Source organism: Pseudomonas cremoris, from assembly GCF_014230465.1.
The window spans coordinates 83,871-108,676 of record NZ_JAAXCY010000009.1 but is presented as its reverse complement, the minus strand read 5'-3'; the positions used below and the strand labels follow the sequence as shown (position 1 = coordinate 108,676).

The window sequence follows — 24,806 nt, the reverse complement described above, 5'->3', positions numbered from 1 at the left end:
CACCTTATTCAAACCTGTGCGATCCATTTGCGATGCGTATGAATCGACATCAAAACCCCAAACGCTGACAGCAATGTCACCAGCGAAGTTCCGCCGTAGCTAATGAATGGCAACGGCACCCCAACCACCGGCAGCAGGCCACTGACCATACCGATGTTGACGAAAACGTAAACAAAAAACGTCATGGTCAAGGCGCCGGCCAGCAGTTTGCCGAACAGCGTCTGCGCCTGGGCGGTAATCACCAGGCCCCGACCAATCAACAGCAGGTAGATCAGCAGCAGCGCGCAAATGCCCACCAGGCCGAACTCTTCGCCCATCACCGCAATAATGAAGTCGGTGTGGCTTTCCGGCAGGAAGTCCAGGTGCGACTGAGTGCCCAGCAGCCAGCCCTTGCCAAATACGCCGCCGGAACCGATGGCCGCCTTGGACTGGATAATGTTCCAACCAGTGCCCAGCGGGTCGCTTTCCGGGTCAAGGAACGTGAGGATCCGCTGCTTCTGGTAGTCATGCATAAAGAAGAACCACATGGCCACGGCCACGGGTACGGCGGCGGCAAGCACGCTGAGGATCCAGCGCCAGCGCAAGCCCCCCATGAACAGCACGAACGCACCGCCGGCGAGAATCAGCAACGAGGTGCCAAGGTCCGGCTGGCGCACGATAAGGATGAACGGTATGCCGATCAGGATCAGGCTGATCCCCACGTGCTTGAGCTGCGGCGGCAAGGTGCGCTTGGACAGGTACCAGGCAATCGTCGCCGGCATCAGGATCTTCATGAATTCCGACGGCTGGAAGCGAATCACCCCCGGAATGTTGATCCAACGGGTCGCGCCCATGGCGTTGTGGCCCATTACGTCCACCACCACCAGCAGCAATACGCCAGCGACATACCCCAGCGGCACCCAACGCGCCATGAAGCGTGGCTCCAGCTGGGCAATCACCACCATCGACAACAGGCCCAGGCCGAACGAGGAAGCTTGCTTGATCAGCAGGTCCCAGTTCTTGCCGCTGGCGGAATAAAGGACGAACAGGCTGCCGGCTGCCAGGGTCAGCAGCAGGATCAACAGCGGGCCATCGATGTGCATGCGCTGCAGCAACGTCGCACGGCGACGCATCACATCCTCGCTGGAGAGGATGCGGTCAAAATTACTCTTCACTGGCCGTAACCTCGGTGCTTGAAGGGGGGCCGCCATATTCGGGCTTGAGCCTGCCGTCGTCGGCCAACAACCAGGCGTCCATCACCTGGCGCACCACAGGAGCAGCAACGCCGGAACCGGACTCACCGTTCTCGACCATTACCGCCACCACGATTTTCGGGTCATCCGCCGGCGCGAAGCCGACAAACAAGGCGTGGTCGCGGTGGCGCTCCTGGACCTTGGTGCGGTCGTATTTTTCGCCCTGCTTGATCGCGACAACCTGGGCGGTACCGCTCTTGCCGGCAATCCGGTATTGCGCGCCGATGGCCGCTTTGCGTGCGGTGCCCCGGGCACCGTGCATCACTTGCTGCATGCCGTGGTTGACCTTGGTCCAGTCGGACGGGTCGCGCAGCACGATGTCGGGGATCGGGTTTTCATCCAGGGGCTTCTCGCCCTCGATGGTCTTGGCCAGGTGCGGACGGTTCCAGATGCCTTTATTGGCCACCAACGCAGTGGCCTGGGCCAGTTGCAACGGAGTGGCCTGCATATAGCCCTGACCGATCCCGAGGATCAGGGTCTCGCCCGGGAACCAGGCCTGGCGGCGAGTCGCACGCTTCCATTCCCGCGATGGCATCAGGCCAGGAGACTCTTCGAACATGTCCAGGGAGACTTTCTGGCCAAGGCCGAACTTGCCCATATAGGCAGACAGGCGGTCAATGCCCAGCTTGTGCGCCAGGTCGTAAAAATAGGTGTCGTTGGAGCGCATGATCGCGGTGTCCAAGTCGACATAGCCGTCACCGGTGCGGTTCCAGTTACGGTATTTGTGATCGTAGTTGGGCAGCATGTAGTAGCCCGGGTCGAACACTCGGCTGGAGGCCGTGACCACGCCCGCGTCCAGGCCGGCAATTGCCACCGCTGGCTTGATGGTCGAGCCCGGTGGATACAGCCCGCGCAATACGCGGTTGAACAGCGGCCGATCGATCGAATCACGCAACTCGGCGTAAGCCTTGAAGCTGATACCAGTGACGAACAGGTTGGGGTCAAAGCTAGGCTGGCTGACCATGGCCAGTACTTCACCGGTGCTCGGGTCCAGCGCAACCACCGCGCCCCGACGGCCGCCCAGGGCCATTTCGGCTGCTTCCTGCAACTTGATGTCCAGGCTCAGCACGATATCTTTGCCCGGCACCGGGTCAGTCCGTTTGAGCACCCGCAATACACGACCGCGAGCGTTGGTCTCGACTTCCTCGTAACCCACCTGACCATGCAGTTCGGGCTCGTAGAAACGCTCCACGCCGGTCTTGCCGATGTGATGCGTGCCGCTGTAGTTCACCGGGTCGAGGCTTTTCAGCTCTTTCTCGTTGATCCGCCCCATGTAGCCGACAGAGTGAGCAAAGTGCGGGCCTTGCGGATAGTGCCGCACCAGCTGCGCCACCACTTCCACACCCGGTAACCGGAACTGGTTCACCGCGATCCGCGCGATCTGCTCTTCGGTCAGCTCAAACAGGATTGGCACCGGCTCAAATGGCCGACGCCCCTGTTTCATGCGTCTCTCGAAGACCACTCGGTCTTCTGGTGTCAGTTGCAGCACCTCGACGATCACATCGAGGATCTGCTGCCAGTCACCGGAGCGCTCGCGGGTCATGCTCAAGCTGAAGCTGGGCCGGTTGTCCGCGACCACTACGCCATTACGGTCGAAAATCAACCCACGGGTCGGTGGAATCGGCTGCACGTGCACCCGGTTGTTTTCCGACAATGTGGAGTGATAGTCGTACTGGATCACCTGCAGGAAATACAGTCGGGCAATCAGCACCCCGAGCAGGACCACCACCAGAACGGCACCAAACACGACACGAGCGCGTACCAGACGTGCGTCTTTCTCGTGGTCCTTGATGCGGATCGGCTGGGTCATCGGGAGGGGCGCAGATTATTTGTGGTAAGGGTGCCCGGACAGAACTGTCCAGGCGCGATACAGCTGTTCACCGATCAGGATCCTTACCAACGGGTGCGGCAACGTCAGCGCCGACAGCGACCAGCGCTGATCGGCGCGCGCGCAGACTTCCGGCGCCAACCCTTCGGGGCCGCCAACCATGAAGTTGACCGTACGCGAGTCCAGGCGCCAGCGATCCAGTTCCACCGCCAATTGCTCGGTGCTCCAGGGTTTACCGTGCACTTCAAGGGTGACGATGCGCTCGTTGGGGCCGACCTTGGCCAACATGGCTTCGCCTTCCTGACGGATAAAGCGCGCCACATCGGCATTCTTGCCCCGGGTGTTGAGCGGAATCTCTACCAGTTCCAGCGACAGCTCAGCGGGCAGACGCTTGGCATACTCGTGCCAGCCTTCTTCCACCCACTTGGGCATGCGTGAACCGACAGCAATCAGACGCAGGCGCACAGCCGTTCCTTATTCCTGGTCTTTGTTGAGCTTGTCGAAGTGCGCGTGGCCCACTTCCGGGCTGTGGTGCTTGCCGTCAGCGGCACGGCTCTGCTCGGCGCCTTTCCACAGACGCTCCAGGTCGTAGAACTGGCGAGCGTTGGAGGTCATCATGTGAACGATCACGTCATCCATGTCCAGCAGCACCCAGTCGCTGTCGCCCTTGCCTTCTTCACCCAGCGGCTTCACGCCTTGGGCTTTGACGGCTTCACGGACCTTGTCCAGCATCGCGCCGATCTGGCGGTTCGAAGTACCGGTGGCGATGATCATGTAGTCGGTGATGCTCTGCTTGTCGCGCACGTCCAGCACCTGGATGTCCTGGGCTTTAACGTCTTCCAGGGCAGCCACGGCGACTTTAACCAGCTCTTCGCCAGCCAGCTCAGGGCCAACGTGGGCTTCTACTGGCAGCGGGGCGCTTTTGAAGGTGCCTTTGCGCTTAACTTTGCTTACGTCTTTGTTCGTCATATAAAACTCGTTTTGCTCGTATGTTCGGGCGCTCGCTGCACGACTGTTCGTGCGTTCAAGCGCGCCTTTTCAGTTCGACGCACGGTAAAGCCCGTGCGCATCGATGTAGGCCAGGACCGCGTCAGGCACCAGGAAACGTACCGACTTACCGCTGGCCAGCAGTTGACGGATCTGGGTGGCGGACACCGCAAGCGGGGTCTGCCAGACGAATGCAATATTCCCGCTCGGTCCGGTCAGGGCCAAGGGGTCACTTACCGACCGCGCGGCCAGCAGGTTGCGCAAGGCATCCGGCGGTTCGCTGTCGGCATCCGGGCGTTGCAAAACCAGGATGTGGCAATGCTGGAGGAGTTCTTCCCAGCGATGCCAAGAGGGCAGGCCGCAAAATGCGTCCCAGCCCAAAAGCAGAAACAACTGGTCGTCTGCGGCCATTTCAGCGCGCATCACTTCCAGGGTATCGACAGTGTAGGACGGTTTATCACGCTTGAGTTCGTGGTCGTCCACCACCAGCGGCGCGATGCCTTCCACCGCCAAGCGCACCATTTCCAGGCGTTGTTGCGGCGATACCTGCGGCGTATCGCGATGGGGCGGCCGGGCGTTGGGCATCACGCGCAGTTCATCCAGCGCGAGCGCATCCGCAACTTCCAGAGCACTGCGCAAATGGCCAATGTGCACGGGGTCGAAGGTACCGCCGAGCAGCCCGATGCGTTTAGCCATCAAGTGCGCACGTGACCGTCGCCGAACACTACGTACTTCTCGCTGGTCAGGCCTTCCAGGCCAACCGGGCCGCGTGCATGCAGCTTGTCGGTGGAGATACCGATCTCCGCCCCCAGGCCGTACTCGAAGCCATCGGCAAAGCGCGTCGAGGCGTTGATCATCACCGAAGCGGAATCCACTTCGTTGAGGAAACGCCGCGCATCGCTGAAATGCTCGGAGACAATGGCATCGGTGTGCTTGGAGCCGTAGGTGTTGATGTGCTCGATGGCCTCGTCCAGGTCGTCGACAATCTTGATCGACAGGATCGGCGCCGTGTATTCGGTGTACCAATCCAGCTCGGTCGCTTCGATCACGTCCGCGCCCAGCAACGCACGAGTACGCTCGCAACCACGCAATTCCACACCTTTGTCACGGTAGATGGCAGCCAGCGGCGGCAGCACGCGCTCGGCAATGCCTGCGTGCACCAGCAGGGTTTCCATGGTGTTGCACGGGGCATAGCGGTGGGTCTTGGCGTTGTCGGCGATGCGGATCGCCTTGTCGATGTCGGCGGCGATGTCGATGTACACGTGGCAAACGCCGTCCAGGTGCTTGATCACCGGCACCTTGGCATCACGGCTCACGCGTTCGATCAAGCTCTTGCCACCGCGCGGCACGATCACGTCGACAAATTCCGGCATGGTAATCAGCGCGCCAACGGCAGCGCGGTCAGTGGTTTCCACCACTTGCACCACTTCGGCAGGCAACTCGGCCACGGCCAGGCCCTGCTGGATGCACGCGGCAATGGCACGGTTGGAATTGATCGCCTCGGAACCGCCACGCAGGATGGTGGCGTTGCCGGACTTGAGGCACAGGCTCGCGGCGTCGATGGTCACGTTCGGGCGCGACTCATAGATGATGCCGATCACGCCCAGCGGCACGCGCATCTTGCCGACCTGGATGCCCGACGGCAGGTAGCGCATATCGCGGATTTCACCGATGGGGTCAGGCAGCTTGGCTACCTGACGCAGGCCTTCGATCATGTCGTCGATACGTGCCGGGGTCAGCGCCAGGCGGTCCAGCAGGGCTGGCTCCAGGCCATTGGCACGGCCGTTGGCCAGGTCCAGTTCGTTGGCGGCGGTGAGCTCGGAGCGCGAAGCATCCAGAGCGTCGGCGGCCGCCAGCAAGGCACGGTTCTTCTGCGCGGTGCTCGCACGGGCGATCAACCGCGAGGCCTGACGGGCAGCGCGACCCAGGCGGGTCATGTAGTCAAGAACGGACTCAGTCATGGTCAGGGAGTCTTGGCAGGGAGGAAAGCGGCAGATTATAGCTGTGACGCCGCTCGACTGACAGCGGTGAGGGGCGGATGGTCGAAATGAACTGTAAAAACATAGGGTTCAGCGGTAATTAAGGTGGGAGTTGTTATTATTCCGTCACATTTAGCCGTATCAACCCCTGACCGCCATGCCAAGTTCAGCGCCCCAACTTCCCGCAAGTGCCCTGCCCGACAGCTTTTTCGACCGCGATGCGCAAATTCTTGCGCGAGAATTACTCGGAAAAGTCATACGCCATCGTGTCGGCGAAATCTGGCTTTCGGCGCGAATTATTGAAACCGAAGCCTATTACGTGGCCGAAAAAGGCAGCCACGCCTCGCTCGGCTACACAGAAAAGCGTAAGGCTTTGTTTCTGGATGGTGGCCACATCTACATGTACTACGCCCGTGGCGGTGACTCACTGAACTTCAGTGCTCAGGGGCCGGGCAACGCCGTGCTGATCAAATCGGCCTATCCCTGGGTCGATGATTTGTCCGGCCCGGCCAGCCTGGCGCAGATGCTGCTGAACAACCCGGATACCAATGGCCACCCTCGCCCGTCGCAAAAGCTGTGTGCAGGCCAGACGCTGCTGTGTAAAGCCTTGGGTTTGAAAGTGCCGATGTGGGATGCCAAGCGCTTTGATCAGGAATTGCTCTATGTCGAGGATGTCGGACAGAGACCCACACAGATTATCCAGACCACCCGCCTGGGCATCCCGAGCGGGCGCGACGAGCATTTGATGTATCGCTTTGTAGATGCCGGCTACGCGCCTTACTGCACACGGAACCCGCTGCGTCGGGGCCAAGTCGAAGGCCGGGACTATTTTTTGATTTGAACGGACTGGACAGTTATTCCAGCTGAACACAAATCCTGTGGCACAGCAGATCCAATGTGGGAGCGGGCTTGCTCGCGAAAGCGGTGGATCAGCCACCGAATTTATCAACTTATAAACCGCTTTCGCGAGCAAGCCCGCTCCCACAGTTTGATCTTCAGTGTTTCGGGCTTTGCATTACCAAGCGCGCAAGCCGAAAAAAGATGGAGTTGAATTTATGGGCCAATGGCTCGATAGCATTACCGGCTGGCTGACCCTGAACCCCCAATGGCTGGCGGTAGCGGTGTTTATCGTCGCATGCGTGGAATGCCTGGCCATTGCCGGGTTGATCGTGCCCGGCACGGTGTTGCTGTTTGCCATTGCCGCGCTGGCCGGTAGCGGCGCGTTGTCCTTGAGCGAAACGCTGCTGCTGGGTTTTCTCGGCGGCCTGCTGGGTGACGGCGTTTCCTACTACCTTGGCCGACACTTCCACCAGAACATCCGGCGCCTGCCAGGCCTGCGCCATCACCCGGAATGGATGAACGGCGCAGAAACCTACTTCCATAAGTACGGCATCGCCAGCCTTTTGGTAGGACGCTTCATCGGCCCTTTGCGCCCCATGCTGCCCATGGTGGCCGGGATGTGCGACATGCCCTTCCCGCGTTTCGCCGCTGTGAGCATCCTGGCTGCCGCTGGTTGGTCGGTGGCTTACCTGCTACCGGGCTGGGCGACCGGCGCTGCGTTCCGCCTGCCGTTGCCGGAAGGCTTCTGGCCGGAAGCGGGGATTGTCGCGGCCTCAATTGCCGTGCTGCTGGGGCTGAGCTTGAACAGCAGCCTGCGTGGCCATCGTCGTGCGACGTTATGGGTAGGCTGCGCCAGCCTGACGCTATTGATTGCACTGTTTATTGGCTACCCGCACCTCAATGACTTTGATCAGGGCTTGAGCGCCCTGGTGCAAGAGCACCGCAGCCCTTGGTTGGACGAAGTGATGGTGCGGATTACCCAACTGGGCGAGTTCAAGAAAATGTTCGTTGCCAGTGCCGTATTCACGGGCCTGCTGTTGCTGGCGCGGCAATGGCGCCACGCGCTGTTTGTCGGCGCCACGCTGGCGGGTGCGGCGGTGATCAACACTGGGACCAAGCTGTTTTTCGCTCGTGGCCGCCCGGAAATTCTTACGGACCCACTGACCAGTTTCAGCATGCCCAGTGGTCATGCCTCAGGCTCTTTTGCATTTTTCCTGGCGCTGGCGGTGCTGGCTGGTTGCAGTCAGCCCACGCGCCTGCGCATGACCTGGCTGCTGCTGGGCTGCATCCCCGCCGCGTTTATTGCACTGTCGCGGGTGTACCTCGGCGCGCACTGGCCCACTGACATCCTGGCGGGCACGCTACTGGCAATGACGGTGTGCGCATTCAGCCTGACAGCCTTCCAACATCGCAGCCCACTGCCACCGCTGCCACGAAAAACCTGGTGGCTGCTGCTGCCTGTTGTGGTGGCAGTGCTCAGTTTCATCGCGCTGACCGGCAGCGACCATGCCCTGTTGCGGTATGCCTATTAAGTGAACAACTCGCCCTGCAACTCATCGAGCAACATCTGGATCGCATCCAGGCGCTGCTGGGGATCGTCAAGTTGCAGCAGGTCGACCTTGTCGGCCTCAGTGAAGGGCAACAGATACGCCAGCTGATTGCCCAGGGCTTGCTGCCCGTCGGCGTGGGCGTCCATGTCCAACGACGCAACCATGGGGTGTTCGGCCAGCGCCTGGAGCAGCGCCAGCAGGTCGGCGTCCTCTTCTTCGAGCGGCTGATCCGGCATTTCTTCGAGCCATTGCACTTGCGCCACCAGCAATTGGTCCTTCTGCACACCCGCATCGCGCACACGGAACCTGCGCCCGCCTTCGACGCGAATCCCCAGCAGGCCGTTGTCCTGCTGCTTGAAGTCGCGGATCAACGCTTCACAGCCGATCAATGCGTAGCCCTCCGGCGCATCGCCCGCCTCCTGGCCTTCGAAGATGCACACCACACCGAAGCTTTCACCTTTCTTCATGCAACGGGCGACCATGTCCAGGTAGCGCGCCTCAAACAGTTGCAAGTCGAGGGTGCAGCCAGGGAACAGCACGGTGTTGAGCGGGAACAGCGCCAGACTCATAGAGGTTTCCTTAAACCCGGTTTAAACGATCACCGACACAGCCAGCGGCAGGAACACCGCCGTGGCCACGCCCATCAAACTCATGGCCAGCGCCGCAAAGGCGCCGCACTCTTCACTTTCCTGCAGCGCCACCGAGGTGCCGACGGCGTGGGCCGTCATGCCCAGCGCCATGCCGCGCGCCTCGGGACTGTGCACGCCCAGACGCGACAAGTACGCCGGGCCGATCATCGCGCCGATCACCCCGGTGATCAGCACAAACACGGCTGCCAACGCGGCAACACCACCGATCTGCTCGGCCACCAACATGGCAATCGGCGAGGTCACTGACTTGGGCGCCATGGTCATGAGCATCATGTGTTCGGCGCCGAACCACCAGCCCAGCAACACGCACAGGCCGGTGGCCAATACACCGCCTATCACCAGCGTAGTAAAAATCGGCCAAAACAATTGGCGAATGCGCCGCAGGTTCAGATAAAGCGGCACGGCCAGGGCGACCGTCGCAGGCCCCAGCAGGATGCTCATGATTTCAGTGCTCTTGCGGTATTCAGCGTAACTGAGGCCGCAGGTGAGCAAAATGCCGATCACCAGCAGCATGGAAACCAGCACCGGCTGCAGGAAAATCCAGCGGGTTTTCTCGAACCCCGCCAGCACCAGCTGATAAGCGCCAAGGGTGATGCCGATGCCGAACAACGGGTGATGAATGACTGCCGTCCACGCGCCGTACCAGTCGAAGATCATTGATCCTTCTCCTTGCGCTTGACCATCTGCTGCATCAGCACGCCGACAAAGCCCATGGCAATCACCAACGACAACACCAGCGCGCCGACGATGGCCCAGAAGTCTGCAGCAATGTCCTTGGCGTACACCATTACGCCCACCGCAGGCGGCACCAGCAGCAAAGGCAAGTAACGCAACAGGCTGCTAGCCGCCAGGCTCAGAGGCTCGCCGACTTCGCCATTCCATATCAAGAAACCGAGCATCAGCAGCAACCCGATAATCGGCCCTGGCAATATCGGCAGCAGCAAATGGTTGATCGCCGTGCCGATCAATTGGAACAGCACCAGCCATGTCAGACCGCGTAACAGCATCCGTTCTCTCCCCCTTTAAGCGTGTCGGCATTATAAGCATGCCCGCCCTATGCACCGGCATTCGCCAAAAGCATGGTGGGTTGACCGAGCCCGTTGCCCATGATGATCTACATTGGTTCTCTGTAGCCCACAAAAATACCGCTCCTTCAAGAGAGGGGACAAACCGATGAACCAAGGAGAGACGCAATGCCCTATGTACCTGTAGCGCAGCTCAAAGATTATGTCGGCAAGGAACTGGGACGTTCCGATTGGCTCACCATCGACCAGGCGCGCATCAACCTGTTCGCGGAAGCCACTGGCGATCATCAGTTCATCCACGTTGACCCGGTCAAGGCCGCGCAAACCCCGTTTGGCGGCACCATCGCCCATGGGTTTCTGTCGCTGTCACTCATTCCAAAGCTGATTGAAGACATCCTGATCATGCCCGAGGGCTTGAAGATGGCCGTCAACTACGGCCTGGACAGCGTGCGTTTTATCCAGCCGGTAAAGGTCGACTCCAGGGTGCGACTGCACGTCAGCCTGACCGAAGCCACCGAGAAGAAACCCGGGCAGTGGCTGCTCAAAGCCGTGTGTACCCTGGAAATCGACGGCCAGGAAAAACCCGCCTACATTGCCGAGTCACTGTCACTCTGCTTCGTGTAAGCCTTCCCTGTGGTGAGGGCTAAATCCTCACCACAGCGTATGTAAATTTATGTATGAATCTCGCAGCTGCGGCATACTCGGCGCTCAATTATCCGGATCCCGCTATGCGCCCACTCGCTCCCCTTGCCCTTGCCCTGTTGCTCACCGCTTGCGGAGACGGCGAATCGCTGTTGCCGCCCGATGCGCGCCTGCCCGACGGTGGCCGTTACCGGGGCGATGTGGTCAATGGCTTGCTGCAAGGCCAGGGTCGCGTGGACTACCCCAACGGCAGTTGGTACGCCGGCCAGTTCGACAAGGGCCAGTGGCACGGCCAGGGCGAATGGCATGGCAGCAACGGCGAAGTCTATAAAGGCCAGTTCCAGCAGGGTCTGTTCGATGGCCAAGGCAGCCTGACCACGGCGGGCAGCCACTATGTGGGCGGTTTCAAGAACGGTCGGCGCAACGGCGAAGGCACCCTCAAAGAGGGGCAGATGACCTATCGCGGCGAGTTCAAGGACGACCAGTATTCCGGCCTCGGTCGCCTGGAATTGGCCGATGGTAGTCAATACCAGGGCCAATTCGCCCACGGCAAGCCAAATGGCGAAGGCCAGCGCAACGACGACAGTGGCAACCAGTTCAGCGGCCACTTTGTCGATGGCCAACTGGAAGGCAACGGCACGTTCAACAGTGCCGACGGCGACATCTATGTCGGCCAGTTCAAACAGAACCAGCTCAACGGTAAAGGCCGCTATGAAAACGCCGACGGCGATGTATGGATCGGCCAGTTCAAGGAAGGTGCTCTTAGCGGCAAAGGCGAGTTGATCGGTGTGGACGGCAGCCATTACGTCGGCCAATTCAGCGACTGGCGCTTTACCGGCGAAGGCCGCCTGAACCTCACCGACGGCAGCTTCTATATAGGCGGATTCGACAGCGACAGCTATCAGGGCCGTGGCACGTTGGTGCTCACCGATGGCACCGTGCAGGCCGGCACCTGGGTCAATGGCATGCGCGTGCGTGACGCCGATGGCAAGCTGCTGCCCGACCCACTGGAAATCGGCGTACTCGCCCAAGGCCGCTTGCTGGATGCCGCGCTCGCCGCGGTGCCGCCGTCCACTTCCGGCGTGGAGCTGTACACCCTGGTGCTGGCCGGCGACGGCAAACAAAGCGTGTTCCTGCGCGAAGCCGATTACGTCAGCAACATGCTCGCCACCCGCTTTGGTGCGCGCGGGCAGATTCGCCTGGTCAACCATCGCGACCATATCGCCGATCGCCCCCTGGCCACACGCGAAAGCCTGCGCCGCGCCGTGCAAACCCTGGCCGAGCGCACCGGGCCTGAAGACCTGGTGTTCATTTATATGACCAGCCACGGCACCCACGAACACGAACTGGTGCTGGACCAGCCGCGCATGGAGCTGGCCGACCTGCCCGCCGACGAACTGGCCGCCGTGCTCGCGCCGCTGAAAAACCGCGACAAGATCATCGTGATTTCCGCCTGCTACTCTGGCGGTTTTATCCCGGCGCTCAAGGACGAACACACCCTGATCATGACCGCTTCCCGCGCTGACCGTGTGTCCTTCGGTTGCTCCGAGGAAGCTGACTTCACCTACTTCGGCGACGCCCTCTTCGCCCAAGCCTTCAACCAGACCGACGACCTGCAGCAAGCCTTCAAACTGGCACAACTGCACGTGGCCGAACGCGAACAGGCGGACAACTTCGAAGCCTCCGAGCCGCAAATCTGGGCCCCCAAGGGTGTGATCGCCCATTGGCAATTATTACGCAAGCAGCAGGCACGAAAGGCGCTCGAAAGCGTCTCAATGAATAGCAAGGAAGCCAAAGGCAACTAAGCTGTAACGTGTAACAAGGGGGAAACACCATGTACCTGACACCTCAGCACATCCTGCTCGCTGGCGCCTCCGGCCTGACCGGCGAACACCTGCTCGACCGCCTGCTCAACGAACCAACGGTGACTCGCGTACTGGCGCCTAGCCGCAAGCCATTGGCCGAACACCCGCACCTGGAAAACCCGGTGGGGGACCCGGCAGTTTTCCTGCCGCAACTGAGTGGGCGAGTGGATATTGCCTTCTGTTGCCTCGGGACCACCATCAAACAAGCGGGCTCGGAGGCGGCGTTCCGTGCCGTTGACCTGGACATGGTCGTGGCCTTCGCCAAGCGCGCGCGCGAAATGGGCGCACGGCACCTGATCGTGATCAGCGCGATCGGCGCCGACCCGAAATCCTCGATCTTCTACAACCGGGTCAAAGGCGAAATGGAACAGGCCCTCAAGGCTCAGGACTGGCCACAACTGACCATCGTTCGACCCTCCCTGCTGCTCGGTGAACGGCTGGAACCGCGCCTCGCCGAACAACTGGCCGGGCCACTGTCGAAACTGATTCCCGGCAAGTACCGTGGCATTGAAGTGTGCGAACTGGCCCGAGCCATGTGGCGCCTGGCGCTGGAAGAGCAGGATGGGGTACGGGTGGTGGAGTCGGACGAGTTGCGCAAGCTCGGTAAATAACCCGATTTAACGACCTGGCAGAGATCCAAATGTGGGAGCGGGCTTGCTCGCGAATGCGGTGTATCAGTCAATCCATGTATCGACTGACACACCGCATTCGCGAGCAAGCCCGCTCCCACATTGGTTTTGTGCGGCTATCGAAATTCAGGTTAAAGCCCACCCGTCGCGTTAAACCCGACCCCAAGCACCGTCAACACCGACAACGGCAACAGCAGCGTGTCGAGCAACGCACTGGCCGGCAGGTCCACATGGGGATAGCTCGGGGCCTCGGCGCCAAAACGGTCCTTGGCGCAGCAACCACCGTTTATCGCATACAGATCCAGCCGCGTGCCGGCGTACACAACTGGCGCGCCCGGCTGCGCCGCATCCAACGTACGTGCAGTGGCACAACCTGCCAGTTGCAGCGCCATCAGCATCAACAGGACTTTATTCATCACTGCTCAAATGGTGCTCGCCCCAGCGCGGCAGCATGTCCTGGGGGATATTGAGCAGGTTGAGAATGCGCGCCACCACAAAGTCCACTAGGTCATCGATGGTCTGCGGCTGGTGATAGAACCCCGGTGACGCCGGCAGGATCGTCACGCCCATGTTCGACAGCTTGAGCATGTGCTCCAAGTGAATGCTCGAATACGGCGCTTCGCGCGGTACCAGGATCAGCTGGCGGCGCTCCTTCAAGGTCACGTCGGCCGCACGCTCGATGAGGTTATTGCAGGCGCCGGTGGCTATCGCCGACAACGTGCCGGTAGAACACGGCACCACCACCATCGCCGCCGGCGCGCCCGAGCCCGAGGCGACCGGTGACATCCAATCCTCTTTACCGTAAACCTTGATCTGCCCCGCCGCCGCACCGGTGTACTCGGTGAGGAACGCCTGCATCATCTGCACTTTGGCCGGCAGCGCCACATCGGTCTCGGTGGCCATCACCAACTGCGCGGCCTTGGAAATCAGGAAGTGCACTTCGCGCTCTTCGCGCACCAGGCAATCCAGCAGGCGCAAGCCATAAGGCGCGCCCGACGCGCCGGTCATCGCCAAGGTGACGCGCTCCGGCCCGCTCATTTCAGCGCCTCGGCCAGTTTGCCGTGCAGGCCGCCGAAGCCGCCGTTGCTCATCACGACCACGTGGGTGCCAGGTGTGGCCTGTTGCTTGACGTGTTCGATGATGCCGTCGATAGAGTCGCAGACCTTGGATGGAATGGTGCACAACGCGGCAATCCCCGGCAGGTCCCAGCCCAGGTTGGCCGGTGCGTACCAGACCACCTGATCGGCATCGTTGACGCTTTCCGGCAGGCCATCGCGGTGGGCACCGAGCTTCATGGAGTTGGAACGCGGCTCGACAATCGCAATGATCGGCGCATCGCCCACGCGCTTGCGCAACCCATCCAACGTAGTAGCAATCGCGGTTGGGTGGTGGGCAAAGTCGTCGTAGATGGTAATCCCGTTCACATCGGCGACCTTTTCCATGCGCCGCTTCACACTCTTGAACGCGCTCAACGCGGCAATGCCCATCGACGGCACCACGCCCACATGCCGTGCAGCGGCCAGGGTGACCAAGGCATTGGCAACGTTGTGCTGGCCAGTCATGTCCCAGTCGACGATGCCTTGAGCTTCGCCTTCAAACAGCACTTCAAATTTGGAACCGTCTTCACTGAGCAACTTGACCTGCCACTGCCCGCCTGTGCCGGTGGTTTGAACCGGGGTCCAGCAGCCCATCTCGATCACGCGTTGCAAGGCAGCCTCGGTGGTCGGGTGAATGACCAGGCCTTCGCTCGGAATGGTGCGCACTAAATGGTGGAACTGCCGTTCGATGGCGGGCAAGTCGGGGAAGATGTCAGCGTGATCGAACTCAAGGTTGTTCAGGATCGCCGTACGCGGACGGTAGTGAACGAACTTGGAGCGTTTGTCGAAGAAGGCGCTGTCGTATTCATCCGCCTCGATCACAAAGAACGGCGTATCGCCCAGGCGCGCCGACACCGAGAAATTCTGCGGAACGCCGCCGATCAGGAAACCCGGGCTCATGCCGGCATGTTCCAGCACCCAGGCCAGCATGCTGCTGGTGGTGGTTTTGCCGTGGGTGCCGGCGACCGCCAGTACCCAGCGGCCTTGTAGCACATGGTCCGCCAGCCATTGCGGGCCAGACACATAAGGCAAACCTTTGTTGAGTACGTATTCGACCGCGGGGTTACCACGCACCATGGCATTGCCGATCACCACCAGGTCCGGGACCGGGTCGAACTGCGACGGGTCGTAGCCTTGGGTCAGTTCAATGCCCTGAGCCTGGAGCTGCGTGCTCATCGGCGGGTAAACATTGGCGTCCGAGCCCGTCACATGGTGACCGAGTTCTTTGGCCAGGACCGCCATCGAGCCCATGAACGTGCCGCAAATACCGAGAATATGAATGTGCATAGTCGACCTCGTAAAACATCGAGGCAGGTTAGCGCAGGGGGGCGAAAATCGCACCCTTTAGCTGAAGGCGTGACGTGCAATGCCGTGTCTGCGCAGCTTGCGGTACAGCGTGTTGCGGCTGACCCCCAACTGCTCCGCCGTGTGGCTCATATGCCAGCGTTGTTGCTCCAGCACCGCAAGCAGAGCCAAACGCTCGGCATCGTCCAGCGGCGACTCCAGCGGTTTGGCGTCACTGTTGGCGGCCGGCCGAGCCTGGCGGATCAGCGCGGGCAAATCGTGCAACGCTATACGCCCTTCATCGCACAACGCCACCAGCGTGCGCAGTACCGTGCGCAGTTGGCGCACATTCCCAGGCCAGGCAAATGCCAGCAGTGCGCCACGCGCCGCCGGATCAAGGGAGACGGTCTCGCCGTTGGCCTCCTGTGCCAGCAGAAAGTCCAGCAATTGGGATTTATCACTGCGCTCGCGCAAGGGCGGCAACCCGACTTCCAAGCCATTGAGTCGGTAGTACAGGTCCTCGCGAAAGCTGCCGTCCTGCACGCGCTCCAGCAAATTGCGGTGGGTAGCGCTGATAATTCTGACGTTGACCGCCTGGGGCTCACCGCCGATGGGCACGACCAAGCGATCCTCCAACACCCTTAATAGACGGGTTTGCAGGGCCAGGGGCATATCGCCGATTTCATCGAGGAACAAGGTGCCACCGTCGGCCTGCTGCAATTTGCCTTGCATGCCTTCCTTGCGGGCACCGGTAAAGCTGCCGCCGCGATAGCCGAACAGTTCACTCTCAATCAAGCTCTCCGGGATGGCCGCACAGTTGAGCGCGACGAACGCCTTGTCGGCGCGCTGGCTGGCCAGGTGCACGGCCTTGGCGAACGCCTCTTTGCCGCAGCCGGTTTCGCCGTTGATCAGCAACGGCACATCGCGCTCGAATACCCGTAGCGCCTTGCTAAACCCCTGTTGCAGCGCCGGGTCGCCCAAGCAGATGCCGGGTAGGCGCGGCCGTTCCACCGCAACCGATTTGGCGATGGCGGCGGGAACGCTACGCGCCTGGCCCCGCAAGGCGGCGAACAACTGGCGGCCATCACGGGTGCGCAAAGGCCAACTGGCAGTGGCATTGGCGCTGGCACGGCCGAGCAATTGGTCCAGCGAGCATTCGAAAAACGCCTCCACCGGCTGCCCGAGCAAACCGCCGCGCATTTGCCCCAACAGGTTCAGCGCGCTCTGGTTCACCGCGCAAACCCGCCCTTCACCGTCGAACGCCAGCAGGCCTTCGCTGAACAGGCCCACCGACTCTGCCTGCAGGTGAAAGCGCAGCAGCCAGTGGTTTTCAAAGTGACGCAAGAAGTAGCAACTCTCGATCATCTTCGCCGACAGGTTCACCAGTGCCATGGTGTGGAACTGGCTCTGGCGCGACACCGCTTCGCGCGCCGAAGACACATCCAGCACCGCCAGCAGGTCGCCATGAGGGTCGAACACCGGGCTCGCCGAGCACGTCAGCCCGGTATGGCGCCCGCGAAAATGCTCATCGCGATGAATGGTCAAAGACTGGCGCTCCACCAGGCAGGTGCCGATGCCGTTGGTGCCCTCGCATGCCTCACTCCAATCGGCGCCCAGCCACAACCCGGCGCGCTCGAAGATCTTGCGCTCGGAAGGCGCGGTAACACAGTTGAGGATCACGCCACGGGCATCGGTGAGCAGCACCGCGTGGCCCGCGCCGGACAATTGTTGGTGCAGGCTGTTCATTTCGCTGCCGGCGATGTGCAGCACTTGTTGCAGGCGCTCGCGGCTTTCTAGCAGGCGACCGTGTTCAAGCACGGTGGGGGCAATGGTTTGCGCAGGATCGAGGTGGTAGTCCTCCAGGCAACGCAGCCAGGAGCGGGCGATAGACGGGTCACTCGATGGGTCGCGGCCATGAGCCACGGTGAGGACCTGCTGGGCATGGCGACTGAAATGATCGTTGTGCATTTCTTATTATTCTCCCTGCGTGAGAACCCCCAGCATCCCCCAGGCACCCGACAGATGCAATCCCGGCCAGACCCACCGGTCACAGGCTGTCTCGTTTATGGCACAAACTGTCACACCGCCTGTGTCAGACCTGCCACAGCAACGCTTTGCAACAAAGCCCAACCCCTTGATTTCACTGGGTCTCAAAGCAGTGGCCCAACCTTTGCTCTACGCTTTATATGCGCTTGCCGCGCTGCACTCCCAATAAACATAAGAGCCAGGAGATACCCACCATGCGTTACGCACACCCCGGTACTGAAGGCGCCATCGTTTCGTTCAAGGCCAAATACGGCAACTACATCGGTGGCGAATTCGTTGCGCCGGTCGATGGCAACTATTTCACCAACACCTCGCCGGTCAACGGCAAGGCTATCGCCGAATTCCCGCGTTCCACTGCCAAAGACATCGACAAGGCGCTGGACGCCGCCCACGCCGCCGCGGACGCCTGGGGCAAGACCTCGGCGCAGGACCGCTCGCTGGTCCTGCTGAAAATCGCCGACCGTATCGAACAGAACCTCGAACTGCTGGCCATCACCGAGACCTGGGACAACGGCAAGGCCGTGCGTGAAACCCTGAACGCCGACATCCCACTGGCCGCCGACCACTTCCGCTACTTCGCCGGCTGCATCCGTGCCCAGGAAGGCACCAGCGCCGAAATCAACGAACACACCGCGTCCTATCACTTCCACGAGCCGCTGGGCGTGGTCGGCCAGATCATTCCGTGGAACTTCCCGATTCTGATGGCTGCGTGGAAACTCGCACCGGCCCTGGCCGCCGGTAACTGCGTGGTGCTAAAGCCCGCCGAACAAACGCCGCTGGGCATCACCGTGCTGCTGGAAGTCATCGGCGACCTGTTGCCACCAGGCGTGCTGAACGTGGTGCAAGGTTTCGGCAAAGAAGCCGGCGAAGCGCTGGCCACCAGCAAGCGTATCGCCAAGATCGCCTTTACCGGCTCCACGCCAGTGGGCTCGCACATCATGCACGCGGCAGCCGAGAACATTATTCCGTCCACCGTTGAGCTGGGTGGCAAGTCGCCGAACATCTTCTTCGCCGACATCATGAAGGCCGAACCGACCTTTATCGAGAAAGCTGCTGAAGGCTTGGTGCTGGCGTTCTTCAACCAGGGCGAAGTGTGCACCTGCCCTTCCCGCGCCCTGGTGGAAGAGTCGATCTACGACGACTTCATGAAAGTGGTGATGAAGAAGATCGAATCGATCAAACGCGGCGACCCGCTGGACACCGACACCATGGTCGGCGCCCAGGCGTCCGAGCAGCAGTTCGATAAGATCCTGTCCTACCTGGAAATCGCCAAAGGCGAAGGCGCGCAACTGCTCACCGGCGGCAAGGTCGAGAAGCTCACCGGTGACATGGCTGGCGGCTATTACATCCAGCCGACCCTGCTCAAGGGCACCAACGAAATGCGCGTGTTCCAGGAAGAAATCTTCGGCCCGGTCGTGAGCATCACCACCTTCAAGGACGAAGCTGAAGCCCTGGCGATCGCCAACGACACCGAGTTCGGCCTGGGTGCCGGCGTATGGACCCGTGATATCAACCGTGCCTATCGCATGGGCCGGGCGATCAAGGCGGGCCGCGTATGGACCAACTGCTACCACCTGTACCCGGCGCATGCCGCGTTCGGTGGTTACAAGAAGTCCGGTGTGGGCCGTGAGACCCACAAGATGATGTTGGATCATTACCAGCAGACTAAAAACTTGTTGGTGAGCTACGACATTAATCCGCTGGGCTTTTTCTAACTAACACCCGCCCCCACATTTGAAATGCAATTAAAAATGTGGGAGCGGGCTTGCTCGCGAATGCGGTGCATCAGTTACAGACTCATCAACTGATGCACCGCATTCGCGAGCAAGCCCGCTCCCACACTTAGATGTCCATAAGTACTTGCGAATTTCATTCGGCACAAAGATGCCGACTTAAAACAATAACAACGGACGGTACTTCCCCATGCCTAGCGAACCGACTGGATCTTCCGTCGACTTCGAAAAAGTCGATTCCCAATACTTCCAACAACGCGAACTTAAAAAAGGCGCCGCCGGCTGGGTGCTATTAGTGGGCCTTGGCGTCGCCTATGTAATCTCTGGCGACTACGCCGGCTGGAACTTCGGCCTGGCCCAAGGTGGCTGGGGCGGTATGTTCCTTGCCACTTTGCTGATGGCCACCATGTACTTGTGCATGTGTTTTTCGCTGGCCGAACTGTCTTCCATGATCCCCACTGCCGGCGGCGGTTACGGCTTTGCCCGCAGCGCCTTTGGGCCTTGGGGCGGATTCCTCACGGGCACCGCGATCCTGATCGAATACGCCATCGCTCCCGCTGCCATCGCCGTGTTTATCGGCGCCTACTGCGAGTCGTTGTTTGGCATCGGTGGCTGGATGATCTACTTGGCGTTCTACATCATCTTTATCGGCATCCATATCTTTGGCGTCGGTGAAGCGCTGAAGCTGATGTTTGTGATCACCGCCGTCGCCGCCATTGCCCTGGGCGTGTTCCTGGTGGCGATGGTGCCGCACTTCAATGTCGCCAACTTGCTGGACATTCCGGTGACTGAGGCCAAGGGCGCCAGCACCTTCCTGCCGTTCGGGTACGTCGGCGTATGGGCAGCAATTCCCTATGCCATCTGGTTTTTCCTGGCGGTAGAGGGCGTGCCCCTGGCCGCCGAAGAAACCAAGAACCCGAAACGCGACCTGCCCCGCGGCCTGATTGGCGCGATTGTGGTGCTGACCAGTTTTGCCCTGCTGATCCTGGTGATTGCACCGGGCGGCGCCGGCACTTACGCACTGATCAAGTCCGGCAACCCGTTGGTGGAAGCACTGGCGTTGTCCTACGGCGGCTCAACATGGATGGGCAGTTTCGTCAACCTGGTCGGTTTGGCAGGCCTGATCGCGAGCTTTTTCTCGATTATCTATGCCTATTCCCGACAGATCTTTGCACTGTCCCGCGCGGGCTACCTGCCGCGTAAATTGTCCCAGACCAACAAAAGCAAGGCTCCCGTACTGGCGCTGGTGATCCCCGGCATCATCGGTTTTGGCCTGTCGCTGACCGGTCAGGGCGACTTGCTGATCTTGGTAGCAGTGTTTGGCGCGACCATTTCCTACGTGCTGATGATGGCCGCGCACATCACCTTGCGCATCCGACGCCCCAAAATGGACCGTCCGTACCGTACGCCGGGCGGCATCTTCACTTCCGGGATTGCCTTGGTACTGGCCTGCGTGGCCGTGGTGGCGGGCTTTTTGGTGGACCCGCGCGTGGTGATTGGCGCGGCGATCATCTATGGAGTATTAATTGCTTACTTTGCTTTCTACAGCCGGCATCACTTGGTAGCAGGCACGCCTGAAGAGGAGTTCGCGGCGATCCAGGCCGCAGAGGCCGCCTTGCACTGAAATGCCGAAAACCTCGACGCAGGCCGTTGCTTGCGTCGTCAAGGAGACACTGTATGGCAAGCTTTTCCCACGCGGTGGGTGCACACACCTACCGCTTCGACAGCCTCAAGGACGTGATGGCCAAGGCCAGCCCCGCACGTTCCGGGGATTTCCTCGCCGGTGTCGCCGCGCAGAACGACGGCGAACGGGTGGCCGCGCAGATGGCGTTGGCGAACATCCCGCTCAAGCACTTTCTTGAGGAAGCGCTCATCCCTTATGAAAGCGATGAAGTCACCCGGCTGATCATCGACACCCACGACAAGCAAGCGTTTGCCGTGGTCAGCCACCTGACCGTGGGCGGCCTGCGTGACTGGCTGCTCAGCGATGCGGCCGATGAACACAGCCTACGGACGCTGGCGCCAGGTCTGACACCCGAGATGGCCGCTGCCGTCTCCAAGATCATGCGCGTACAGGACCTGGTACTGGTGGCGCAAAAGATCCGCGTGGTCACGCAATTTCGCGGCACCATGGGCCTACGCGGACGTTTATCTACACGCCTGCAGCCCAACCATCCTACCGACGAACCGGCCGGTATCGCCGCCAGCATTCTCGACGGCCTGCTCTATGGCAATGGCGATGCCATGATCGGCATCAACCCGGCCACCGACAGCATCGCGTCGATCTGCGCAATGCTGGAAATGCTCGATGCGATCATCCAGCGCTATGAGATCCCGACCCAAGCCTGTGTGCTGACTCACGTCACCACCTCCATCGAGGCGATCAACCGTGGCGTGCCGTTGGACCTGGTGTTCCAGTCGATTGCCGGTACCGAAGCGGCCAACGCCAGTTTCGGTATCAACCTGAACGTGCTGCAGGAAGGTTACGAGGCGGGCTTGAGCCTCAATCGCGGCACATTGGGCCAGAACTTGATGTATTTCGAAACCGGCCAGGGCAGCGCCTTGTCGGCCAACGCGCATTTTGGCGTCGACCAGCAAACCTGCGAAACCCGCGCCTATGCAGTCGCCCGGCACTTCAAGCCGTTCCTGGTGAACACTGTTGTGGGCTTTATCGGCCCCGAGTACCTGTACAACGGCAAACAGATCATCCGCGCCGGCCTCGAAGACCACTTCTGCGGCAAATTGCTGGGCGTGCCGATGGGCTGCGACATCTGCTACACCAACCATGCCGAAGCCGACCAGGACGACATGGACACCCTGCTGACCTTGCTCGGCGTGGCCGGGATCAACTTCATCATGGGTATCCCCGGCTCCGACGACATCATGCTCAACTACCAGACCACCTCGTTCCACGATGCCTTGTACGCCCGACAAACATTGGGTTTGAAACCCGCACCCGAGTTTGAACAATGGCTGGCGAAAATGGGCATCTTCACGCAAGCCGACGGCAAGGTGCACTTCGGCAACAGCCTGCCACCGGCATTTCGCCAAGCCTTGGCGCAATTGGGATGAAGGAGCCGCCCGTGGAACTCGACCTACCTGACAACCCGTGGCTGGAACTGCGCCGCCTGACCCCGGCGCGCATTGCTCTGGGCCGCACTGGCACCAGCATTCCCACCCACGCGCAACTGGACTTCCAGTTCGCCCACGCCCAGGCACGCGATGCGGTGCACCTGCCGTTCGACCATGCGGGCATCAGCAGCCAACTGGCCGAGCGGGGCCGCGAGAGTCTGTTGCTGCACAGTGCCGCGACGGACCGTCATATGTACCTGCAACGCCCCGACCTGGGGCGGCGCCTGAGTGATGAGTCTGCCCAATTGCTGCGCGATCACGCTTCGGCCAAACCTGGCGGTGTGGACTTGGCGGTCGTGGTGGCTGACGGCCTGTCGGCCTTGGCGGTGCATAAGCACACCCTGCCGTTCCTGACGCGCCTGGAGGAACAGAGCAGCGCAGACGGTTGGTCGCTGTCACCGGTGATGCTGGTGGAACAGGGCCGCGTGGCCGTGGCGGACGAAATCGGGCAATTGCTCGGCGCCAAGATGACCGTGATCCTGATCGGCGAACGGCCGGGGCTCAGTTCGCCGGACAGTCTGGGGCTGTATTTCACCTACAACCCCATGGTTGGCCTCACCGATGCCTATCGCAACTGCATCTCCAATGTGCGCTTGGAAGGCTTGAGTTATGGCATGGCGGCCCATCGTTTGCTGTACTTGATGCGAGAGGCGTGTCGTCGGCAGCTGTCGGGGGTCAATCTCAAGGATGAGGCGCAGGTCCAGACGATCGAATCCGATGATCCAGACCTGATGAAAGGGAATTTCCTGCTCAGCCCACCGAATGACTGATAGCTGCACGATTGCGCTTTTTCGCGCCTTTAGGCAGCATCGAGTCACGGCCGCTTGTGTGGTCATCCCCCATTTGGAAGTTGAGGCCTGACATGCGGATTACTCAAGCGACCCTGGAACACCTGGACCTGCTGACCCCGTTGTTCGTCAAATACCGCGAGTTCTACGGGGCCCTGCCCTTCCCGGACTCGTCGCGGGCCTTTCTGGAAAAGCGCCTGCGCCGCAAGGAGTCGGTGATCTACCTGGCGCTGGCGGATGACGACGACAAGAAACTGCTCGGTTTTTGCCAGCTGTACCCGAGCTTTTCCTCGCTGTCACTCAAGCGTGTGTGGATCCTCAATGACATCTACGTGGCCGAAGACGCTCGCCGGCAATTGGTGGCGGACAACCTGATGCGCACTGCGAAGAAAATGGCCAAGGAAACCCACGCAGTGCGGCTGCGAGTATCGACCAGCAGTGACAATGAAGTGGCGCAGAAGACCTATGAGTCGATCGGGTTTCGTGAAGATACGGAGTTCAAGAACTACGTGTTGCCGATCAGCGAAGACTGACCCCAATCGTCCAAACACCGCAAATCCCTAGTGGGAGCGGGCTTGCTCGCGAAAGCGGCGTGTCAGTCAACACACCTGTTGCTGACCCACCGCATTCGCGAGCAAGCCCGCTCCCACATTTAGATCGCGTGCGCCAAGCATTCGCACGACATCCCTCGCTACAAAACCAACACGCTTTTCACCTCTCAATCCGTATAATGCGGACCTTTCAGGGTTGTAAGAAATGCGGCATACACTCGTAGCCTTCTTCACCCGAGCTTCCGCACAGGCCTGCTGAGCCGGGCCATCCACACAGGTGCCATCCATGGATTTCAACCCGCTCGACCTTATCCTGCATCTCGACGTGTACCTCGACCTGCTGGTTACCAATTACGGTCCGTGGATCTACGCCATTCTGTTTCTGGTTATTTTTTGTGAAACCGGCCTGGTGGTCATGCCGTTCCTGCCGGGTGATTCGTTGCTATTTATCGCCGGCGCAGTGGCTGCAGGCGGCGGCATGGACCCGGTCTTGCTGGGGGGCCTGTTAATGTTGGCGGCGATTCTCGGAGACAGCACCAACTATGTCATCGGGCGAACAGCCGGAGAGCGCTTGTTCAGCAACCCGAACTCAAAAATCTTCCGCCGCGACTACCTGCAAAAAACCCACGACTTCTACGACAAGCACGGCGGCAAAACCGTCACCCTGGCGCGTTTCCTGCCGATCCTGCGCACGTTCGCACCTTTTGTTGCTGGCATCGCTAAAATGCCTTACCCGCGCTTTTTCGGGTTCAGCGTGTTCGGCACCATTCTTTGGGTGGGTGGCCTGGTGACCCTGGGTTACTTCTTCGGTAACGTGCCGTTCATCAAGAAAAACCTGTCGCTGCTGGTGGTGTTTATCATCCTGCTGTCGCTGGTGCCGATGATCATTGGCGTATTCCGCAGCCGCTTTGGCCGCACCTCCTCCGAAGCCAAGCCGCAGTAAACCGC

24 protein-coding genes are annotated in these 24,806 nt (G+C 60.6%); 11 read left to right on the top strand and 13 right to left on the bottom strand.

Going from position 1 to position 24,806, the window contains the following annotated elements; translation table 11 throughout:
* Window positions 1-8 precede the first annotated feature (8 nt).
* The 6 genes from rodA to HF257_RS22135 form a co-directional block, all read right to left on the bottom strand.
* Complete coding sequence (gene rodA / locus HF257_RS22160) at window positions 9-1,112, bottom strand: rod shape-determining protein RodA (RefSeq protein WP_174244894.1); 1,104 nt, start codon at window positions 1,110-1,112, stop codon at window positions 9-11.
* A 31-nt stretch (window positions 1,113-1,143) separates the two neighbouring features.
* Window positions 1,144-3,042 carry a penicillin-binding protein 2 gene (mrdA, locus tag HF257_RS22155; protein ID WP_185708612.1) on the bottom strand — a complete coding sequence of 633 codons (1,899 nt, stop codon included), beginning with the start codon at window positions 3,040-3,042 and terminating at the stop codon, window positions 1,144-1,146.
* A gap of 15 nt (window positions 3,043-3,057) precedes the next feature.
* Window positions 3,058-3,525, bottom strand: a complete 468-nt coding sequence (gene rlmH, locus HF257_RS22150; RefSeq protein WP_003176297.1) for a 23S rRNA (pseudouridine(1915)-N(3))-methyltransferase RlmH — start codon at window positions 3,523-3,525, stop codon at window positions 3,058-3,060.
* Between the two features lie 9 nt (window positions 3,526-3,534).
* Entirely contained in the window at window positions 3,535-4,029 is a 495-nt protein-coding gene (rsfS, locus tag HF257_RS22145; protein WP_003237041.1) for a ribosome silencing factor, read from the bottom strand.
* Window positions 4,030-4,098: 69 nt separating this feature from the next.
* The gene (gene nadD / locus HF257_RS22140; RefSeq protein WP_185708613.1) at window positions 4,099-4,743 is read right to left on the bottom strand and encodes a nicotinate-nucleotide adenylyltransferase; all 645 of its coding nucleotides are present in this window, start codon (window positions 4,741-4,743) and stop codon (window positions 4,099-4,101) included.
* Window positions 4,743-6,008: a glutamate-5-semialdehyde dehydrogenase gene (locus tag HF257_RS22135; protein ID WP_185708614.1), complete on the bottom strand. Its 1,266-nt coding sequence runs from the start codon at window positions 6,006-6,008 to the stop codon at window positions 4,743-4,745. The genes nadD and HF257_RS22135 overlap by 1 nt, the downstream gene beginning before the upstream one ends.
* A 175-nt stretch (window positions 6,009-6,183) precedes the next feature.
* Here HF257_RS22135 and HF257_RS22130 point away from each other — a divergent pair, with 175 nt between their 5' ends.
* Together HF257_RS22130 and HF257_RS22125 are read left to right on the top strand one after the other, a co-directional pair.
* The gene (locus HF257_RS22130; RefSeq protein WP_185708615.1) at window positions 6,184-6,867 is read left to right on the top strand and encodes a DNA-3-methyladenine glycosylase; all 684 of its coding nucleotides are present in this window, start codon (window positions 6,184-6,186) and stop codon (window positions 6,865-6,867) included.
* A gap of 214 nt (window positions 6,868-7,081) precedes the next feature.
* A complete protein-coding gene (locus HF257_RS22125) occupies window positions 7,082-8,398 on the top strand; it encodes a bifunctional DedA family/phosphatase PAP2 family protein (protein ID WP_185708616.1) in 1,317 nt (438 codons plus the stop codon).
* Here HF257_RS22125 and HF257_RS22120 read toward each other — a convergent pair.
* From HF257_RS22120 to HF257_RS22110, 3 genes are read right to left on the bottom strand one after another with little or no spacing between them, the layout of a single operon-like run.
* A complete protein-coding gene (locus HF257_RS22120) occupies window positions 8,395-8,985 on the bottom strand; it encodes an LON peptidase substrate-binding domain-containing protein (protein WP_185708617.1) in 591 nt (196 codons plus the stop codon). The genes HF257_RS22125 and HF257_RS22120 overlap by 4 nt on opposite strands.
* A 21-nt stretch (window positions 8,986-9,006) precedes the next feature.
* Window positions 9,007-9,723 (bottom strand): LrgB family protein, encoded by a 717-nt coding sequence (locus HF257_RS22115; protein WP_185708618.1) that lies wholly within the window; start codon window positions 9,721-9,723, stop codon window positions 9,007-9,009.
* Complete coding sequence (locus tag HF257_RS22110; RefSeq protein ID WP_185708619.1) at window positions 9,720-10,073, bottom strand: CidA/LrgA family protein; 354 nt, start codon at window positions 10,071-10,073, stop codon at window positions 9,720-9,722. The genes HF257_RS22115 and HF257_RS22110 overlap by 4 nt, the downstream gene beginning before the upstream one ends.
* A 186-nt stretch (window positions 10,074-10,259) precedes the next feature.
* On the opposite strand from HF257_RS22110, the gene HF257_RS22105 reads away from it, so the two are divergent.
* From HF257_RS22105 to HF257_RS22095, 3 genes are all read left to right on the top strand, one after another.
* Window positions 10,260-10,715 carry a MaoC family dehydratase gene (locus tag HF257_RS22105; protein WP_185708620.1) on the top strand — a complete coding sequence of 152 codons (456 nt, stop codon included), beginning with the start codon at window positions 10,260-10,262 and terminating at the stop codon, window positions 10,713-10,715.
* Window positions 10,716-10,819: 104 nt separating this feature from the next.
* Window positions 10,820-12,538 (top strand): C13 family peptidase, encoded by a 1,719-nt coding sequence (locus HF257_RS22100; protein WP_185708621.1) that lies wholly within the window; start codon window positions 10,820-10,822, stop codon window positions 12,536-12,538.
* Window positions 12,539-12,567: 29 nt separating this feature from the next.
* Window positions 12,568-13,209 carry an oxidoreductase gene (locus tag HF257_RS22095; RefSeq protein ID WP_176998542.1) on the top strand — a complete coding sequence of 214 codons (642 nt, stop codon included), beginning with the start codon at window positions 12,568-12,570 and terminating at the stop codon, window positions 13,207-13,209.
* 149 nt (window positions 13,210-13,358) lie between these two features.
* On the opposite strand, the gene HF257_RS22090 is transcribed toward HF257_RS22095, so the two are convergent.
* Genes HF257_RS22090 through HF257_RS22075 form a run of 4 tightly spaced genes read right to left on the bottom strand, consistent with a single transcriptional unit; the run spans window position 13,359 to window position 17,576 of the window.
* Entirely contained in the window at window positions 13,359-13,643 is a 285-nt protein-coding gene (locus tag HF257_RS22090) for a YceK/YidQ family lipoprotein (RefSeq protein ID WP_185708622.1), read from the bottom strand.
* Complete coding sequence (ubiX, locus tag HF257_RS22085) at window positions 13,636-14,265, bottom strand: flavin prenyltransferase UbiX (RefSeq protein ID WP_185708623.1); 630 nt, start codon at window positions 14,263-14,265, stop codon at window positions 13,636-13,638. The genes HF257_RS22090 and ubiX overlap by 8 nt, the downstream gene beginning before the upstream one ends.
* Window positions 14,262-15,611, bottom strand: coding sequence for a UDP-N-acetylmuramate:L-alanyl-gamma-D-glutamyl-meso-diaminopimelate ligase (gene mpl, locus HF257_RS22080; RefSeq protein ID WP_185708624.1), 1,350 nt, complete (start codon window positions 15,609-15,611; stop codon window positions 14,262-14,264). Before mpl ends, ubiX begins: the two co-directional genes overlap by 4 nt.
* A gap of 57 nt (window positions 15,612-15,668) precedes the next feature.
* Entirely contained in the window at window positions 15,669-17,576 is a 1,908-nt protein-coding gene (locus tag HF257_RS22075; RefSeq protein WP_185708625.1) for a sigma-54-dependent Fis family transcriptional regulator, read from the bottom strand.
* Between the two features lie 272 nt (window positions 17,577-17,848).
* Between HF257_RS22075 and exaC the strand changes: the two genes are divergently transcribed.
* The 6 genes from exaC to HF257_RS22045 all read left to right on the top strand — a co-directional run bounded on the left by exaC (window position 17,849) and on the right by HF257_RS22045 (window position 24,801).
* Window positions 17,849-19,369, top strand: coding sequence for an acetaldehyde dehydrogenase ExaC (gene exaC, locus HF257_RS22070; protein ID WP_185708626.1), 1,521 nt, complete (start codon window positions 17,849-17,851; stop codon window positions 19,367-19,369).
* A gap of 208 nt (window positions 19,370-19,577) precedes the next feature.
* Entirely contained in the window at window positions 19,578-21,011 is a 1,434-nt protein-coding gene (eat, locus tag HF257_RS22065) for an ethanolamine permease (RefSeq protein WP_185708627.1), read from the top strand.
* A gap of 53 nt (window positions 21,012-21,064) precedes the next feature.
* On the top strand, window positions 21,065-22,459 hold the full coding sequence (locus tag HF257_RS22060) for an ethanolamine ammonia-lyase subunit EutB (protein WP_185708628.1): 1,395 nt from the start codon (window positions 21,065-21,067) through the stop codon (window positions 22,457-22,459).
* The gene (gene eutC / locus HF257_RS22055; protein WP_185708629.1) at window positions 22,456-23,289 is read left to right on the top strand and encodes an ethanolamine ammonia-lyase subunit EutC; all 834 of its coding nucleotides are present in this window, start codon (window positions 22,456-22,458) and stop codon (window positions 23,287-23,289) included. Before HF257_RS22060 ends, eutC begins: the two co-directional genes overlap by 4 nt.
* A 92-nt stretch (window positions 23,290-23,381) precedes the next feature.
* A complete protein-coding gene (locus tag HF257_RS22050) occupies window positions 23,382-23,840 on the top strand; it encodes a GNAT family N-acetyltransferase (RefSeq protein ID WP_017735604.1) in 459 nt (152 codons plus the stop codon).
* A 304-nt stretch (window positions 23,841-24,144) separates the two neighbouring features.
* A complete protein-coding gene (locus HF257_RS22045) occupies window positions 24,145-24,801 on the top strand; it encodes a DedA family protein (RefSeq protein ID WP_016978561.1) in 657 nt (218 codons plus the stop codon).
* Window positions 24,802-24,806 lie beyond the last annotated feature (5 nt).

Bases quoted from the DNA above. Each gene is read 5' to 3' on its own strand.
- rodA (WP_174244894.1), bottom strand. From the start codon at position 1,112: ATGCGTCGCCGTGCGACGTTGCTGCAGCGCATGCACATCGATGGCCCG.
- mrdA (WP_185708612.1), bottom strand. From the start codon at position 3,042: ATGACCCAGCCGATCCGCATCAAGGACCACGAGAAAGACGCACGTCTG.
- rsfS (WP_003237041.1), bottom strand. From the start codon at position 4,029: ATGACGAACAAAGACGTAAGCAAAGTTAAGCGCAAAGGCACCTTCAAA.
- nadD (WP_185708613.1), bottom strand. From the start codon at position 4,743: ATGGCTAAACGCATCGGGCTGCTCGGCGGTACCTTCGACCCCGTGCAC.
- HF257_RS22135 (WP_185708614.1), bottom strand. From the start codon at position 6,008: ATGACTGAGTCCGTTCTTGACTACATGACCCGCCTGGGTCGCGCTGCC.
- HF257_RS22130 (WP_185708615.1), top strand. From the start codon at position 6,184: ATGCCAAGTTCAGCGCCCCAACTTCCCGCAAGTGCCCTGCCCGACAGC.
- HF257_RS22125 (WP_185708616.1), top strand. From the start codon at position 7,082: ATGGGCCAATGGCTCGATAGCATTACCGGCTGGCTGACCCTGAACCCC.
- HF257_RS22120 (WP_185708617.1), bottom strand. From the start codon at position 8,985: ATGAGTCTGGCGCTGTTCCCGCTCAACACCGTGCTGTTCCCTGGCTGC.
- HF257_RS22115 (WP_185708618.1), bottom strand. From the start codon at position 9,723: ATGATCTTCGACTGGTACGGCGCGTGGACGGCAGTCATTCATCACCCG.
- HF257_RS22110 (WP_185708619.1), bottom strand. From the start codon at position 10,073: ATGCTGTTACGCGGTCTGACATGGCTGGTGCTGTTCCAATTGATCGGC.
- HF257_RS22105 (WP_185708620.1), top strand. From the start codon at position 10,260: ATGCCCTATGTACCTGTAGCGCAGCTCAAAGATTATGTCGGCAAGGAA.
- HF257_RS22100 (WP_185708621.1), top strand. From the start codon at position 10,820: ATGCGCCCACTCGCTCCCCTTGCCCTTGCCCTGTTGCTCACCGCTTGC.
- HF257_RS22095 (WP_176998542.1), top strand. From the start codon at position 12,568: ATGTACCTGACACCTCAGCACATCCTGCTCGCTGGCGCCTCCGGCCTG.
- HF257_RS22090 (WP_185708622.1), bottom strand. From the start codon at position 13,643: ATGAATAAAGTCCTGTTGATGCTGATGGCGCTGCAACTGGCAGGTTGT.
- ubiX (WP_185708623.1), bottom strand. From the start codon at position 14,265: ATGAGCGGGCCGGAGCGCGTCACCTTGGCGATGACCGGCGCGTCGGGC.
- mpl (WP_185708624.1), bottom strand. From the start codon at position 15,611: ATGCACATTCATATTCTCGGTATTTGCGGCACGTTCATGGGCTCGATG.
- HF257_RS22075 (WP_185708625.1), bottom strand. From the start codon at position 17,576: ATGCACAACGATCATTTCAGTCGCCATGCCCAGCAGGTCCTCACCGTG.
- exaC (WP_185708626.1), top strand. From the start codon at position 17,849: ATGCGTTACGCACACCCCGGTACTGAAGGCGCCATCGTTTCGTTCAAG.
- eat (WP_185708627.1), top strand. From the start codon at position 19,578: ATGCCTAGCGAACCGACTGGATCTTCCGTCGACTTCGAAAAAGTCGAT.
- HF257_RS22060 (WP_185708628.1), top strand. From the start codon at position 21,065: ATGGCAAGCTTTTCCCACGCGGTGGGTGCACACACCTACCGCTTCGAC.
- eutC (WP_185708629.1), top strand. From the start codon at position 22,456: ATGAAGGAGCCGCCCGTGGAACTCGACCTACCTGACAACCCGTGGCTG.
- HF257_RS22050 (WP_017735604.1), top strand. From the start codon at position 23,382: ATGCGGATTACTCAAGCGACCCTGGAACACCTGGACCTGCTGACCCCG.
- HF257_RS22045 (WP_016978561.1), top strand. From the start codon at position 24,145: ATGGATTTCAACCCGCTCGACCTTATCCTGCATCTCGACGTGTACCTC.